At 60.0% G+C, this 14,125-nt stretch carries 15 protein-coding genes and 2 tRNA genes; 14 read left to right on the top strand and 3 right to left on the bottom strand.

Going from position 1 to position 14,125, the window contains the following annotated elements; all coding sequences use genetic code 11:
- Positions 1-207: 207 nt before the first annotated feature.
- A tRNA-Thr gene (locus Q4Q11_RS02595) sits at positions 208-282 on the bottom strand.
- 155 nt (positions 283-437) lie between these two features.
- Between Q4Q11_RS02595 and Q4Q11_RS02600 the strand changes: the two genes are divergently transcribed.
- The 13 genes from Q4Q11_RS02600 (at position 438) to Q4Q11_RS02660 (ending at position 11,835) form a co-directional block, all read left to right on the top strand.
- Entirely contained in the window at positions 438-722 is a 285-nt protein-coding gene (locus tag Q4Q11_RS02600) for a hypothetical protein (protein ID WP_498568514.1), read from the top strand.
- Between the two features lie 142 nt (positions 723-864).
- Entirely contained in the window at positions 865-2,157 is a 1,293-nt protein-coding gene (gene murA, locus Q4Q11_RS02605; protein WP_113216519.1) for a UDP-N-acetylglucosamine 1-carboxyvinyltransferase, read from the top strand.
- A 196-nt stretch (positions 2,158-2,353) separates the two neighbouring features.
- Positions 2,354-2,797 (top strand): DUF2948 family protein, encoded by a 444-nt coding sequence (locus Q4Q11_RS02610; protein WP_498568515.1) that lies wholly within the window; start codon positions 2,354-2,356, stop codon positions 2,795-2,797.
- A gap of 59 nt (positions 2,798-2,856) precedes the next feature.
- Positions 2,857-4,155, top strand: a complete 1,299-nt coding sequence (gene hisD / locus Q4Q11_RS02615) for a histidinol dehydrogenase (protein ID WP_498568552.1) — start codon at positions 2,857-2,859, stop codon at positions 4,153-4,155.
- A 3-nt stretch (positions 4,156-4,158) separates the two neighbouring features.
- On the top strand, positions 4,159-4,632 hold the full coding sequence (locus tag Q4Q11_RS02620; protein WP_112502691.1) for a UPF0262 family protein: 474 nt from the start codon (positions 4,159-4,161) through the stop codon (positions 4,630-4,632).
- Positions 4,633-4,637: 5 nt separating this feature from the next.
- The gene (locus Q4Q11_RS02625) at positions 4,638-5,120 is read left to right on the top strand and encodes an arsenate-mycothiol transferase ArsC (RefSeq protein WP_113216517.1); all 483 of its coding nucleotides are present in this window, start codon (positions 4,638-4,640) and stop codon (positions 5,118-5,120) included.
- Positions 5,121-5,262: 142 nt separating this feature from the next.
- Positions 5,263-5,481, top strand: coding sequence for a translation initiation factor IF-1 (gene infA, locus Q4Q11_RS02630; protein WP_004117876.1), 219 nt, complete (start codon positions 5,263-5,265; stop codon positions 5,479-5,481).
- A 111-nt stretch (positions 5,482-5,592) separates the two neighbouring features.
- The gene (locus tag Q4Q11_RS02635) at positions 5,593-6,213 is read left to right on the top strand and encodes a Maf-like protein (RefSeq protein WP_498568516.1); all 621 of its coding nucleotides are present in this window, start codon (positions 5,593-5,595) and stop codon (positions 6,211-6,213) included.
- 5 nt (positions 6,214-6,218) lie between these two features.
- On the top strand, positions 6,219-6,434 hold the full coding sequence (yacG, locus tag Q4Q11_RS02640) for a DNA gyrase inhibitor YacG (RefSeq protein ID WP_112502697.1): 216 nt from the start codon (positions 6,219-6,221) through the stop codon (positions 6,432-6,434).
- Positions 6,435-6,631: 197 nt separating this feature from the next.
- Positions 6,632-6,707: transfer RNA gene (locus Q4Q11_RS02645), tRNA-Phe, on the top strand.
- 341 nt (positions 6,708-7,048) lie between these two features.
- Entirely contained in the window at positions 7,049-8,995 is a 1,947-nt protein-coding gene (locus Q4Q11_RS02650; protein ID WP_112502699.1) for a PrkA family serine protein kinase, read from the top strand.
- Positions 8,996-9,013: 18 nt separating this feature from the next.
- A complete protein-coding gene (locus Q4Q11_RS02655; RefSeq protein WP_113216515.1) occupies positions 9,014-10,285 on the top strand; it encodes a YeaH/YhbH family protein in 1,272 nt (423 codons plus the stop codon).
- Complete coding sequence (locus Q4Q11_RS02660; protein WP_498568517.1) at positions 10,285-11,835, top strand: SpoVR family protein; 1,551 nt, start codon at positions 10,285-10,287, stop codon at positions 11,833-11,835. Before Q4Q11_RS02655 ends, Q4Q11_RS02660 begins: the two co-directional genes overlap by 1 nt.
- A 12-nt stretch (positions 11,836-11,847) precedes the next feature.
- Here Q4Q11_RS02660 and Q4Q11_RS02665 read toward each other — a convergent pair whose 3' ends face one another.
- Positions 11,848-13,299 carry a DHA2 family efflux MFS transporter permease subunit gene (locus Q4Q11_RS02665; RefSeq protein ID WP_498568518.1) on the bottom strand — a complete coding sequence of 484 codons (1,452 nt, stop codon included), beginning with the start codon at positions 13,297-13,299 and terminating at the stop codon, positions 11,848-11,850.
- Positions 13,300-13,302: 3 nt separating this feature from the next.
- On the opposite strand from Q4Q11_RS02665, the gene Q4Q11_RS02670 reads away from it, so the two are divergent.
- Positions 13,303-13,497 (top strand): hypothetical protein, encoded by a 195-nt coding sequence (locus Q4Q11_RS02670; RefSeq protein ID WP_498568519.1) that lies wholly within the window; start codon positions 13,303-13,305, stop codon positions 13,495-13,497.
- Positions 13,498-13,631: 134 nt separating this feature from the next.
- Here Q4Q11_RS02670 and Q4Q11_RS02675 read toward each other — a convergent pair whose 3' ends face one another.
- A complete protein-coding gene (locus Q4Q11_RS02675; RefSeq protein ID WP_498568520.1) occupies positions 13,632-14,084 on the bottom strand; it encodes a hypothetical protein in 453 nt (150 codons plus the stop codon).
- Positions 14,085-14,125: the final 41 nt, after the last annotated feature.

Below are 14,125 nucleotides of genomic sequence, written 5' to 3' on the forward strand. Positions count from 1 at the left end.
TTGTTCGAGCCATAGCGTCACTGCCCAAATCTCGCGGGGCTTCAGCCCCTGGCGCGGCCCTTGGCCTTGCACCAACGTTCACTGACACCAAGGGCTAGTCTGGACAGGGAGTTGCGGCCCTTGGCCTTCTGTACCGCTCTGGTGTACCAAAAAAGCGGTTACAAAAGCCATAAAGCTCGATAAATGAACGATTTCTGGGGGATAGGCTGGTGCTGCTAGAGAGATTTGAACTCTCGGCCTCTCCCTTACCAAGGGAGTGCTCTACCCCTGAGCTATAGCAGCATTCCGTGGCGCAGTGTGATGCGCCGTATTGGGCGAGGCGGCTATTGCCATAGGTCGGGGCGGAGTGCAAGCCGCAAATTGCAAGTTCTTTGAAAGATAGCTGGAAAAAATGTGTCGGTCTTTTGACACTCAAGGTTTTCCGCTATGAGGAAGATATGGGTGCGGACAAGACGAAAATCGATGATGAGCGGGCTTTGCAGGGAGGTTCGGCGCCCAGTGGGGTCGGTGACGGGGCCGGCGAGCCCGTGGGAAGCAAACAGGTTACGGAAGCGGATCGGCGCCGCGAGCGCGCGGCGCAGAAGCTGCGCGAGAATCTCTCTCGGCGCAAGCAGCAGGTGCGGGCGCGGCGGGCAGGCCAGGCCGACGAAACCGATGGATTGCCGGCCGCAAAGCCTGTGGATAGCGCGGATGCCGCCGCAAAAAGGGACGAATCGCGATGATTGATGTCGCCCATCATCAAACGAATTGATGCGTTAATCTATTTCGTCTAAAGAGCGCCTTTTACCAAGTGCCCGAAATCAGGCGCGTAAAACTTGGGCGTTCGGAACTTCAGGAAAGGCGGGCCTCGCCCGTATTGCTTATATGGATCGTATCAGGATTGTCGGCGGCAATGAGCTCAACGGTATCATTCCGATCTCCGGCGCCAAGAATGCCGCCCTGCCGCTGATGATCGCCTCGCTTCTGACCAGCGATACCCTGACGCTTGAAAACGTGCCGCATCTGGCCGATGTCGAGCTGCTCATGCGCATTCTCGGCAATCACGGCGTCGATGTCGCCGTCAACGGCCGGCGCGAGCGCCAGGAAGACGGCTATTCCCGCACCATCCATTTCACCTGCCGCACCATCGTCGATACCACAGCACCTTATGAGCTGGTCGCCAAGATGCGCGCGAGCTTCTGGGTCATCGGGCCGCTGCTCGCCCGCGAGGGTCAGGCGCGCGTCTCGCTGCCGGGCGGCTGCGCCATCGGCACGCGGCCGGTCGATCTCTTCATCGAAGGCCTGCAGGCGCTCGGCGCCACAATGGAAATCGACGCCGGCTATATCAACGCCACCGCGCCGAAGGGCGGGCTCATCGGCGCCCGCTATGTCTTCCCCAAGGTTTCCGTCGGCGCGACGCATGTGCTGATGATGGCCGCCACGCTTGCCCGCGGCACCACCGTCATCGGCAATGCCGCTCGCGAGCCCGAGATCGTCGATCTTGCCAACTGCCTGATCGCCATGGGCGCCAAGATTTCCGGCGCCGGTACCAGCACGATCACCATCGAGGGTGTCACCTCCCTCTCCGGCGCGCGCCATCGCGTGCTGCCCGACCGTATCGAGACCGGCACCTATGCCATGGCGGTCGCCATGGCCGGCGGCGATGTCACGCTGGAAAATACCGATGTCGCGCTGCTCGACACCGCGCTCGAGAGCCTGCGCCGTGCCGGCGCTGTGGTTTCGCCGACCAATAACGGCATCCGCGTCATGCGCAATGGCGGCGGCATCCAGCCGGTCGACGTCGTCACGGATCCGTTCCCCGGCTTCCCGACCGACCTGCAGGCGCAGTTCATGGCGCTGATGACCCGTTCTTCGGGCGTCTCGCACATCACCGAGACCATTTTCGAAAACCGCTTCATGCATGTGCAGGAGCTGGCCCGCCTCGGCGCCAAGATTTCGCTTTCCGGCCAGACGGCCCGCATCGAAGGCGTCGAGAAGCTGAAGGGGGCGCCTGTCATGGCGACCGACCTTCGCGCTTCCGTCTCGCTCGTCATTGCCGGCCTTGCCGCAGAAGGCGAGACGGTGGTGTCTCGCATCTATCATCTGGATCGTGGCTTCGAGCGGCTGGAAGACAAGCTGACACGCTGCGGCGCCGTGGTCGAGCGCATCAGTGACTGAGGCCTGCCTCTGTCGCAAAACCGCGACAGAGTTTGCCCGACATGTCCTAATTCCGTCCGATGACGCGGAGAGAGCGGGCAAGCCCGCTTTCTCCAGTTGCGTCTTTTGCGCCCGCATCCTATGTCCACAATGAAGAAACGTCGGCAATGATGTTTTGCCGCGGCGTTTGACCGGCGCAATCGGGGACAAAGGACGAATGAGCGATCTCAAGCTAATGGCACTCGACACCGAGGACCTGGATGTCATCTCCGCTTACATGCAGGATAGCGTCTTCAAGGTCGGCGACATGTCCTTTGCCCCGAAGCAGGAGCAGTTTTCGCTTGCGGCCAATCGCTTTGTCTGGGAGCGGTCCGATCGGCGCCGCAAGCCTTACGAACGCCATCGTTCCGCGCTGGTGTTCAAGCGCGTCAAGGCCGTGCGCTCCAACGGCATCGACCGGCGCAAGCGCGACGAGGTGCTGTCGCTGCTCGCGATCCGCTTCGAACGGAAGGGCGAGGGGCCGGACGGCACGGTCGAGCTTGCCCTTGCCGCCAACGCCACGATCGTGCTCGATGTCGAATGCATCGAGGCCCAGCTCGCGGATATCGGCGGTGCATGGGAAACGACGCACAAGCCTCGTCATCCCGACGCCGGCGAGTAGGCTTATAAGGGTTTTGGATACGGCCGCTGCAGGCGGTCTCGATGGAAGGGAATATCAGTTTGGCTATCTGGCTGGATCAGGCGTCGGAAGGGTTCGAGCAGCAGTTCGCCGCATTCCTGACGACCAAGCGGGAAGTGTCCGAGGATGTGAATACCGTCGTGCGCGGCATCATCGAGGATGTGCGGGCGCGCGGCGATGCCGCCCTTGCGGACTATTCCAAAAAGTTCGACGGCGTCGATTTCGCCACGACACCGATGCGCGTCGGCGAAGCCGAGATCGATGCGGCGATCGAGGCTGTTCCGGCCGAAGTGCTTGGCGCGCTGAAGGTCGCCGCCACCCGCATCGAATCGCATCACCGCCGGCAGCTGCCGAAGGACGACATCTATGAAGACGATCTGGGCGTCGGCCTGGGGTCTCGCTGGACGGCCATCGAGGCCGTCGGCCTCTATGTGCCCGGCGGCACGGCGAGTTATCCGAGTTCGGTGCTGATGAATGCCGTTCCGGCCAAGGTCGCCGGCGTCGAGCGTATCGTCATCGTCGTGCCGGCAACGGGCGGCGCCGTCAATCCGGCCGTGCTTGCGGCGGCGCGCATGGCCGGCGTCGAGGAAATCTACCGCATCGGCGGCGCGCAGGCGATCGCCGCACTCGCCTATGGCACGGCGACGATCGAACCGGTCTACAAGATCACCGGTCCCGGCAATGCCTATGTGGCGGCAGCCAAGCGCCAGGTTTTCGGTACGGTCGGTATCGACATGATCGCCGGTCCATCGGAAGTGCTCGTCATCGCCGACAAGAACAACGATCCGGACTGGATCGCCGCCGATCTTCTTGCGCAGGCCGAGCATGACGAAAGTGCGCAATCGATCTTGATCACCGACGATGCCGAATTCGGCAAGGCGGTGGAAGCCGCGGTCGAGCGGCAGCTGAAGCGGCTCAGCCGCTCGCAGACCGCGGCAACGAGCTGGCGGGATTTCGGGGCCATCATCCTGGTCTCCGATCTGAAGCAGGCGATACCGCTTGCCAACCGCATCGCCGCCGAGCATCTGGAGCTTGCGGTCGACGATCCCGACCCGCTTTTGGCCGGTGTCCGCAATGCGGGCGCGATCTTCGTCGGCCGTCATACGCCGGAGGTGATCGGCGACTATGTCGGCGGCTCGAACCATGTGCTGCCGACGGCGCGCTCGGCGCGTTTCTCCTCCGGCCTTTCCGTGCTCGATTTCGTCAAGCGCACCTCGATCCTGCGGCTTGGGCCGGAGCAGCTTCGCGCCCTCGGGCCGGCGGCGATCGCGCTTGCCAATTCCGAGGGGCTGGACGCACATGCGCGATCGGTCGCGATCCGCCTCAATCTCGAGGGGTAAGGCATGGCCAAGGGCGTCTTCCGGCTGAGCGATGTGGTCCTGGACGACACGATCGGCCGCTCGACGCCCGATGTCGAGCATGAGCGCGCCGTCGCCATTTTCGACCTGATCGAGGAAAACAGCTTCGCGCCCGTCGGACATCCGGGCGGGCCTTATCTGCTCAATCTTTCGCTGGTCGACCAGAAGCTGGTCTTCGACATCCGCATGGAAGATGGCAGCGTTGTCGCCACCCATATCCTGTCGCTGACGCCGTTCCGCCGGATCGTGAAGGATTACTTCATGATCTGCGAGAGCTATTACGAGGCGATCCGCTCCGCCACGCCAAGCCGCATCGAAGCGATCGACATGGGCCGGCGCGGCATCCACAACGAAGGCTCGCAGACGCTGATGGACCGGCTGAACGGCAAGATCACGGTGGATTTCGACACGGCGCGCCGGCTTTTCACGCTCGTCTGCGTGCTCTATTGGCGCGGGTGACCGATATGGGCGAGCCGCAGGCGATCGCGCACAATGGCAGGTCGCCCGGGGGCAAATCCCCCGGCGCCATCCTCTTCATGTGCGGCCTCAATGCCATCCGCTCGCCCATGGCCGAGGCGATGGCGCGCAGCATGCTGCCGCAGGGCACCTATATCGCCTCGGCGGGGGTGCGTGCCGGCGAGCGCAATCCCTTCGTCGATATCGTGCTGGGCGAGATCGGGCTTTCGCTCGGCCGCCGCCAGCCGCAGACCATGGAGGAACTGGAGGATGATTTCTTCGATGTCATCATCACGCTGTCTCCCGAGGCGCATCATGCCGCGCTGGAACTGACGCGGGCGAACGCCGTCGATGTGATCTATTGGCCGACAATAGACCCGTCCGCGACGGACGGAACGCGCGAGCAGGTTCTGGATGCCTATCGCGGGGTGCGGGACTATCTTCTCGGCCTGATCGAGAGCAGGCTGGTGGAACATCGCGGCTCGCTTTAGAACTGCGCATGAAACAAATGCAGAAACCCTTATCAACGAGGTTCACAAAACCGCGGCGATTGTGTAGTTTCCGCGCAAATTTCTGGCGACCCCCGCTTTTTTGGCATGGGCGCCGGCCCAACCGACAGGAAAAGAAGCTTTAATGCCGAAAGAAGAAGTCCTCGAATTTCCCGGTGTCGTCACCGAACTCCTGCCGAACGCGACCTTTCGCGTGAAGCTGGAAAACGAGCACGAGATCATCGCCCACACTGCAGGCCGCATGCGCAAGAACCGCATCCGCGTTCTGGCGGGCGACAAGGTGCTGGTGGAAATGACCCCTTACGACCTGACCAAGGGCCGCATCACCTATCGTTTCAAATAGTCCCGCCGTTCTGGAATCATAGAATCAGAGCATGATGCCGAAAACCGCTGACACTTTTCGGCATCGTGCTCCAGAACCGGTTCTCATTCCCGCATGACAGGTCGAGATCTGATGGCGTTGAAACACAAGCTGATACTGGCCTCCGGATCGCCGCGTCGCGTCGAGCTCCTGCATCAGTCAGGCATAGAGCCGGCGCGCCTCATGCCGATGGATATCGACGAGACGCCGAAGAAGTCGGAGCATCCGCGCTCGCTGGCGCGGCGGCTTTCGGCTGAAAAAGGCGATGCCGCCTTTGCCGCCGTCAAGAGCGATGCCGCCTGGCAAGGGAGCTATATTCTCTCTGCCGATACGGTGGTTGCCGTCGGGCGCCGCATTCTGCCAAAGGCGGAGTTTATCGATGAAGCGGCTGCGGCCTTGCATCTGCTCTCCGGCCGCGGCCATGTCGTCTATACCGGCATTTGCCTGATTACGCCGGATCGCAAGGCCCGTCAGAAGGTCGTCGAAACCAAGGTACGCTTCAAGCGCCTGTCGAGCCGCGACATCGAGATGTATCTCGCCTCCGGCCAGTGGCGCGGCAAAGCCGGTGCTTACGGCATCCAGGGCCTTGCCGGCTCCTTCGTGCAGAAACTTGTGGGATCCTACACCAATGTCGTCGGATTGCCGCTTTATGAAACCATGCTGCTGCTTGCGGGCGAGGGCTTCGACGTCCATGCCGAGTGGCAGGAAGGATAGCGATCATGACGAAGGGTGAGGATATCAAGGTCGGTTCGAAGGTCGAACCGCTGCGAAAGACGCGTCCCTGTCCGGAATGCGGCCGCCCTTCGGTGCGCGAACACTATCCTTTCTGTTCGGATCGCTGCCGCTCCGTCGATCTTTCACGCTGGCTCAACGGCTCCTACGCCATCCCCGTGACCGAGGATGAGACCAAGGCCGACGGCTCCGATCAGGACTGAGCGCCATTTCCCAGGGAGGTTCGACCTTGCGAACTCCTTCATTTTGTTCGCGAATCGGCAAAATTCGATTTCCTGTCAAAAAAGAGTCATTTGCGGCTGGACATGGCCGAACAAGATGCTATAACCCCGCTCGCTTCCGGGGCGAACCAACCGCCCAAGGCCTCTCAAAGGCTTTTCCTTCGACGCGAAGCTCGGATGCCCAGATAGCTCAGTTGGTAGAGCAGCGGATTGAAAATCCGCGTGTCGCTGGTTCGATTCCGGCTCTGGGCACCATCTTTTCTCCCCAATCATGCGGACAATGAAACTCGACGCTGGCTTTGATCGTTTCCTGGCTCAGGTCGGGTTTTTGGATGGATACCCGATTGGGGCATTCCCGATTATGGGAAGCGAAACTTTTTGCGTGCAGTGTTTTGATATCTTCAATCTTGTGGTTGTGTTTCATTAATTCGGTGCATGGTCCCATCAAGATATTGATGACATTCGGAATCAAGCGTACGAATTATTGACAGATCACCTATTGATTCGAAGCGACTGATACCGCACCTTAGATACTAGCGGGATAAGTGATCTCGTTAAGTCCGGCGTTTATTGCAATAGCAAGCTATCGAGGCGCCATGTTAAACAACGATGTGCTATTTAACACGTTCGCCCGTTCTTTCGAAGCACGGCGCGAAGTCGAGATGTCATTCTCCGAATACCTGGAAGGGTGCCGGGATGACTCGCTCATGTACGCGAACGCGGCAGAGCGGCTGCTCGCAGCGATGGGCGAACCCCTGCTGATCGATACGGCCAAAGATACGAGACTTGGGCGTATATTCATGAACCGGACGATCCGGACCTATCCGGCGTTTTCGGGCTTTTTCGGCATGGAAGAGACGATCGAACGCATCGTCGCCTTCTTCCGGCACGCAGCGCAGGGATTGGAGGAGCGCAAGCAGATCCTCTATCTTCTGGGTCCCGTCGGCGGCGGCAAATCCTCGCTTGCCGAGCGGCTGAAGTCGCTGATGGAAGTGCACCCGATCTACGTGCTCAAGGCGGGCAATGAACTGAGCCCTGTCTTTGAAAGTCCGCTCAGCCTTTTCGATCCCGTCACAATGGGAGCGATGATCGAGGAGCGCTACGGTATTCCGCGCCGGCGTTTGACCGGTCTCATGAGTCCCTGGTGCCTGAAGCGGCTCGAGGAGTTCGAGGGCGATATTTCCCGTTTCAAGGTTGTTCGCATCCAGCCGTCCAGGCTGCGGCAAATCGCGGTTGCCAAGACGGAGCCGGGAGATGAGAACAACCAGGATATCTCCTCGCTGGTCGGCAAGGTGGATATCCGCAAGCTCGAGAGCCTGGCGCAGAACGATCCCGACGCGTACAGCTATTCCGGTGCGTTGAACCGCGCCAACCAGGGCATTCTCGAATTCGTCGAAATGTTCAAGGCGCCGATCAAAATGCTGCACCCGTTGCTGACAGCGACGCAGGAAGGCAACTATATCGGCACTGAAAATATCGGTGCGATACCTTTCTCCGGCATCATTCTTGCGCATTCGAACGAGTCCGAATGGCAGAGCTTCAAGTCCAACAAGAACAATGAGGCCTTCATCGACCGTATTTGCGTGGTGAAAGTGCCTTATTGCCTCAGGGTCACCGAGGAGCAGAAGATCTATGAGAAGCTGATCGAGGAATCCGAGCTCAGCGATGCGCCCTGCGCGCCGTCGACATTGGAGACGCTCGCCCGCTTCACGGTTCTGACGCGGCTTTCCAAGCACGAGAACTCGACGGCTTTCTCCAAGCTTCGCGTCTATGACGGCGAGAGCGTGAAGGAGACCGATCCGCGAGCGCGCAGCGTGCAGGAATACCGCGATGCGGCCGGTGTCGACGAAGGCATGGACGGGGCTTCCACCCGCTTTGCCTTCAAGGTGCTGGCGGCGACCTTCAACTACGATACGACGGAAGTCGCTGCCGATCCGGTGCATCTGATGTACATGCTGGAGCAGGCGATCCGCCGCGAACAGCTGCCGCTTGAAACCGAAAAGCTCTATATCGAGTTTATCAAGAGTGAACTGGCGCCGCGCTATGCGGAGTTCATCGGCAACGAGATCCAGAAGGCCTATCTGGAATCCTATGCGGATTACGGCCAGAACCTTTTCGATCGCTATGTCGACTATGCCGACGCCTGGATCGAGGATGTGGACTTCAAGGATCCGGATACCGGCCAGCTTCTTGATCGTGAGCTGCTGAACCAGGAGCTCACCAAGATCGAAAAGCCGGCAGGCATCGCCAATCCGAAGGACTTCCGCAATGAGGTGGTCAAGTTCTGCCTGCGGGCACGCGCAAGCCATGGCGGCAAGAACCCGTCCTGGACCAGCTACGAGAAGATCCGCGAAGTCATCGAAAAGCGGATGTTCTCCCAGGTCGAGGATCTTCTGCCCGTCATCTCGTTTGGGTCCAAGAAGGACGGCGATACGGAAAAGAAACATGGCGAATTCGTCGAGCGTATGGTCACGCGGGGCTATACCGAGCGTCAGGTTCGACGGCTTGTGGAATGGTACATGCGTGTGAAACAGGCTGGATGAGCCACCAAGGAAGAAGGAATGCACATTGTTGACAGACGCCTGAACCCAGGCGGAAAAAGTTTGGAAAATCGTCAACGGTTTTTGCGGAGAGCAAAAGCGCTGGTGCAGAGAGCGGTGTATGAATCCTCTCAAAATCGCGACATTCAAGATATTTTGAAGGGTGGCGAAGTCAGCATTCCCCTGGATGGAACCGAGGAGCCTCGGTTCCATCGTGGCCCGGAAGGGCTGAAGGAACATATTCTTCCCGGCAACAAGGACTTCATCGAAGGCGACATCCTTCCACGGCCGGAAGGCAGCGGCGGCCGCCCGCGCGCCGGCGGGGAGGGCTCCGGCGAGGATGCCTTCCGCTTCATCCTGACGCGAGACGAATTCCTCGATCTCTTTCTCGACGATCTCGAATTGCCCGACCTTGCCAAGCGGCGGCTGATGTCGGCCGACCAGATCAACCCGGTACGATCGGGCTATTCGGTGACGGGATCGCCCGCCAACCTCGCCATCAACCGCACCATGCGGCTCGCGATGATGCGCCGCGTCGCCCTGCATCGTCCGAAACCGGAAACGGTTGAAAAACTCATCGAGGAGGCGGAGCAGTGCACGGACGAAAAGCGCCGGGCACAGCTCGAAGCCGAGATCAAAAGGCTGGAATCGAAGGTCCGGCGCATTCCCTACATCGATCCGATCGACATCCGCTACCGGCGGTTCGAGAACGAGCCGAAACCGGTAGCGCAGGCCGTCATGTTCTGCCTGATGGACGTATCCGGCTCGATGTCCGAACACATGAAGGACCTCGCCAAGCGCTTCTACATGTTGCTCTACATCTTTCTGACCCGGCAATATCGGCGTGTCGAGATCGTCTTCATCCGGCATACGGATGTGGCGGAAGAGGTGGACGAAGAGACCTTTTTCCGCAGCCCTGCGACGGGCGGCACGCAGGTTTCGAGCGCGCTCGAGGCCATGCGGCGGATCGTGCATGATCGCTTCCCGGCCTCGGACTGGAACATTTATGCAGCGCAGGCGTCCGATGGCGACAACGCCTATTCCGACAATGCGACGACGGCAGCACTCATGACGAGCGAGATCTTGCCCGTCTGCCAATATTTTGCCTATCTCGAAGTGGGGGAATCGCGCAGTGTCGCGATCACTTCCGGTTCGGCGATCTGGTCGCTCTACGAGCGGATGCAGGCGGCCTGGCCGGTGCTTTCCATGCGGCGCGTCAGCGACCGCAGCCAGATCTATCCGGTTTTCCACGATCTCTTCCAGCGCCGGACGGCGGAAACAAGGAGCGGGTGATGGCAAAAGAGGCATCGATGGAGCGGCTTTTCGAAGGCGCGGACTGGGATTTCGCCACCATTCAGCGAATTCACGATGCTTGCGAGAAGATCGCCGTCAACGAACTCGGCCTCGATGTCTATCCCAATCAGATCGAGATCATCACCGCCGAGCAGATGCTCGATGTCTATTCCTCGATCGGCATGCCGCTGTTCTACAAGCATTGGTCCTTCGGCAAGCATTTCGCCCATCACGAGGCCTTTTATCGCAAGGGCTTGCGCGGGCTCGCCTACGAGATCGTCATTAACAGTTCCCCCTGCATCTCCTATCTGATGGAAGAGAACAGCGCGACGATGCAGGCGCTCGTCATCGCGCACGCCGCCTTCGGTCACAATCACTTCTTCAAGAACAACTATCTTTTCAAGCTGTGGACGGATGCCGAAGGCATTCTCGATTATCTCAACTTCGCCAAGAGCTATATCGCGCGCTGCGAGGAGCGGTATGGGCACGCCGCCGTCGAGCGCACGCTCGATGCCGCGCATGCGCTGATGTCGCACGGTGTGCATCGCTATGCCGGCAAGAAGACGCCGGACCTGCGCGACGAGGAGAAGCGCGAGCGCGAGCGGCGCGAATATGACGAGAAGATCTTCAACGATCTCTGGCGCACGGTTCCTACCGGGCATGGCAAGAAGACCCACGATCTCGATCTGGAGCGCCGGCGCGCGCTCGCGGGCCTGCCGCAGGAGAATATCCTCTATTTCCTCGAAAAGATGGCGCCGCGCCTGAAGCCCTGGCAGCGCGAGATCATTCGTATCGTGCGGCATGTGGCGCAGTATTTCTATCCGCAGAGCCAGACCAAGGTGATGAACGAGGGCACGGCGACCTATGTGCACTATCGCATCATGACAAGGCTGCATGAGCTCGGCGGTATCGGCGACGGCGATTTTCTGGAGTTCCTGAAGTCGCATACCAATGTAGTTTTCCAGCCGACCTTCAACGATCCCCGCTATTCCGGCCTCAACCCTTATGCGATCGGTTTTGCCATGATGCAGGATATCGAGCGCATCGTGACGAAGCCGGAGGAGGAGGATCGCCAGTGGTTCCCGGAGATCGCCGGCACCGGCGACGCCATGGCGGTGCTGCGCGATCTCTGGGCGAATTATCGCGACGAAAGTTTCGTGGCGCAGTTTCTGAGCCCGCACCTCATGCGCAAGATGCGCATCTTCCAGCTGACCGACGATCCCGAAGAGGAGGAGGGGCTGAGGGTTGCCGCCATTCATGACGAGCGCGGCTACCGGCGTATCCGCCGGGAACTGTCGCGGCAATACGATGTCGGCTGGATCGATCCGCATATCGAACTCGTCGATGTCGATCTTGCCGGTGACAGGCGGCTCCTGCTGAAGCACACGGTGCTGAATGGCGCGATGCTGGACGATATGGATGCCAAGCGCGTGTTGCAGCACCTGGCGGACCTATGGAGCTATGACGTTCTGATGCAGGAGGTCGACCGCTCCGGCGCGGTGCTTCGCGATCATCTCGTCCATCCACGTTCTTCGGCGCTTGCTGCGTAGGTACCGTGATCCCTATGATCGCTTTTTCGGCCGGCGCTGATGGCCGCTCACCTGCACGCCATCCTCAGGCTGCAGTTTGAGGAAGCCGGGTATGCCGAGCAGCGGTATGACCGCCATCAGCAGGAAGGCCAGATGGAATTTCTCCGGTGTCAGCGGCGATCCATCCAGCGTGACCAGACCGAGCAGCATGGCGGCGACGGAAATGCCGAAGCTGACGCTCAGCTGCTGCAGCACGCCGCCAAGACTGGTCGCGCGGCTGAGCTGGGTCGCCGGCGTATCGGAGTATGACAGGGTATTGGAGGTCATGAACTGTCCAGCCCGCGCCAGGCCGAAGATGAAGACGTAGATGATGATGAACCAGTGCGGGGTGCTGGGCGTAATCAGTGCGAAGCCGGCAACGACGGCGGCGCCGAACACGGCGCTCCAGATCAGCATGCGATCGAAGCCATAGAGCTTCAGCAGCCTTGCCGAGACCGGCCGCACGGCGAGGGCGCTCAGGGCGCTGACGAAGGTCAGCGTACCAGAGACGATCGGGCTCAGGCCGAAGCCGACCTGCAGCATCAGGGGCAGCAGGAAGGGCACGCCGTTCAGCCCGACACGGCAGATGCCGCCGGCAAGCGTGCCGATGCGAAACGTCCGCAGCCTGAACAGCGTGAGATCCACGGCCGGCGATTCCGCCGTTCTCGCGTAGCGGATGAAACCTGCCAACAGCAGACCGGCTGCGCCAAGAACGAGGAAAATGGCCCAGGTAGGAATGGTCGGACGGCCGATATTCTCGATGCCATATTGCAGCAGCACGCAGCCGAGGCCGACCATGACGAAGCCGGGAAAATCGAATTTGATCGTCTCGTCGCGCTCTGTATCCTCGATGTAGCGCAGCGCCATCACCATGCCGATCACGCCGAAGGGAAGGTTGACCCAGAATATCCAGCGCCAGGAAAGATATGTCGTCAGGAAGCCGCCGAGCACCGGCCCGATGACAGGCCCCATGACAGCAGGCAAGGTCATATAGGTCATGGCGGTCACGAGCTGGCTGCGCGGAAAGCTGCGAATGAGGATAAGGCGCCCGACCGGCGTCATCATCGCGCCGCCGAAGCCCTGCAGCGCGCGCGTCGCAATCAGCATCGACAAGCTGGTTGCGAGGCCGCAGAAGATCGAGCCGAGCGTGAAGATGAAGAGCGAGAGTGCGAAGATGCGGCGCGCGCCGAACCGGTCGGCGAACCAGCCGCTCACCGGGATGAACATGGCAAGCGTCAGGATATAGGTCGTGACAGCCAGGTTCATGCGTACCGGGGTCGTCTCGAGGCTTTTGGCGATATCGGGAACGGCGGTGATGAGGATGGTCGAATCGAGCTGTTCCATCAGGAAGGCTACGGCGACGACGGCAGGGATGATGTAGCGCAGGCGGGGATTGCGTTCGACCGCGAAAGTGTGGCCCTGCGGGTTGGGATCTGTCGAATCCATGAAATGCAATGGCTTTCCAACGCGCGGCGGGAGGTGCCGGCGTGTTTGACGATTTGCATGAATCCCTTCGGAAACCGCCTCGTGCTCTCGGGAAACATGGTGCTGGCGGTCGGTGATCCGCCGACCTTCGGAATCGTTGCCTATATGAGCACTACCGATGGCGCAGTGCAACAGGAACCGACGCGCATGAATATTTGACACCGTTTGTAAAATCGGGCGTCGATCCTGGATACGCCCTGCTGCACTGTGCCAACGGCAGTTGTGATCGGACGCTTCGCGGTATGGACAGCGGATTCATTTCTTGCCGTCCAACCTTCGCGCCTCAAACATTGTCATCGACCCTCGGTGAGCGACACTTGCAAATCAAAATGCAAACTTCGGACAGCCACGTACCAGAAAGCATAGCCCGCGATGCCGCCGCTTATGGTGAGCATAAGGACATCAAACCTATTGGAGCCACTTTGAAAGGCCCATGAATGAGCTGTCCAGTATCCAGCAATAGCTCCAGCCATCGGATAATAATAGGAGGGTCGCCCGAGCAATTCGCCGACGCCGATCGCCACTAGAGCGGCCTTCCATGTGATCAGAAGAGCCATCGGTACCACAGCGAAGCTAATGGTGACCAATGCCAGCGGCACAGATATTCCCTCAGCGATTGAGTTAAAATGGGAGGCGAATGAAATCAAAGAATACGAAACGATAGCGAAATATTCAGCAACCAGGAGAGCGAAGATATTCATGAAAACCATCTTCTTGAGGTTTGATTTGGCTGCTTTTGGCTCCATCTCTATCTCCGTTTCATCCCATGATGGCGATTAGCCCACCG

The organism is Rhizobium sp. UFLA01-1127, assembly GCF_059803845.1.

Coding starts and splice junctions, on each gene's coding strand:
- Q4Q11_RS02635 (WP_498568516.1), top strand. CDS start 5,593: ATGGCGTTGAAACACAAGCTGATACTGGCCTCCGGATCGCCGCGTCGC.
- Q4Q11_RS02650 (WP_112502699.1), top strand. CDS start 7,049: ATGTTAAACAACGATGTGCTATTTAACACGTTCGCCCGTTCTTTCGAA.
- Q4Q11_RS02625 (WP_113216517.1), top strand. CDS start 4,638: ATGGGCGAGCCGCAGGCGATCGCGCACAATGGCAGGTCGCCCGGGGGC.
- Q4Q11_RS02660 (WP_498568517.1), top strand. CDS start 10,285: ATGGCAAAAGAGGCATCGATGGAGCGGCTTTTCGAAGGCGCGGACTGG.
- yacG (WP_112502697.1), top strand. CDS start 6,219: ATGACGAAGGGTGAGGATATCAAGGTCGGTTCGAAGGTCGAACCGCTG.
- Q4Q11_RS02600 (WP_498568514.1), top strand. CDS start 438: ATGGGTGCGGACAAGACGAAAATCGATGATGAGCGGGCTTTGCAGGGA.
- Q4Q11_RS02655 (WP_113216515.1), top strand. CDS start 9,014: ATGCACATTGTTGACAGACGCCTGAACCCAGGCGGAAAAAGTTTGGAA.
- Q4Q11_RS02610 (WP_498568515.1), top strand. CDS start 2,354: ATGAGCGATCTCAAGCTAATGGCACTCGACACCGAGGACCTGGATGTC.
- Q4Q11_RS02620 (WP_112502691.1), top strand. CDS start 4,159: ATGGCCAAGGGCGTCTTCCGGCTGAGCGATGTGGTCCTGGACGACACG.
- Q4Q11_RS02675 (WP_498568520.1), bottom strand. CDS start 14,084: ATGGAGCCAAAAGCAGCCAAATCAAACCTCAAGAAGATGGTTTTCATG.
- murA (WP_113216519.1), top strand. CDS start 865: ATGGATCGTATCAGGATTGTCGGCGGCAATGAGCTCAACGGTATCATT.
- infA (WP_004117876.1), top strand. CDS start 5,263: ATGCCGAAAGAAGAAGTCCTCGAATTTCCCGGTGTCGTCACCGAACTC.
- Q4Q11_RS02665 (WP_498568518.1), bottom strand. CDS start 13,299: ATGGATTCGACAGATCCCAACCCGCAGGGCCACACTTTCGCGGTCGAA.
- Q4Q11_RS02670 (WP_498568519.1), top strand. CDS start 13,303: ATGCAATGGCTTTCCAACGCGCGGCGGGAGGTGCCGGCGTGTTTGACG.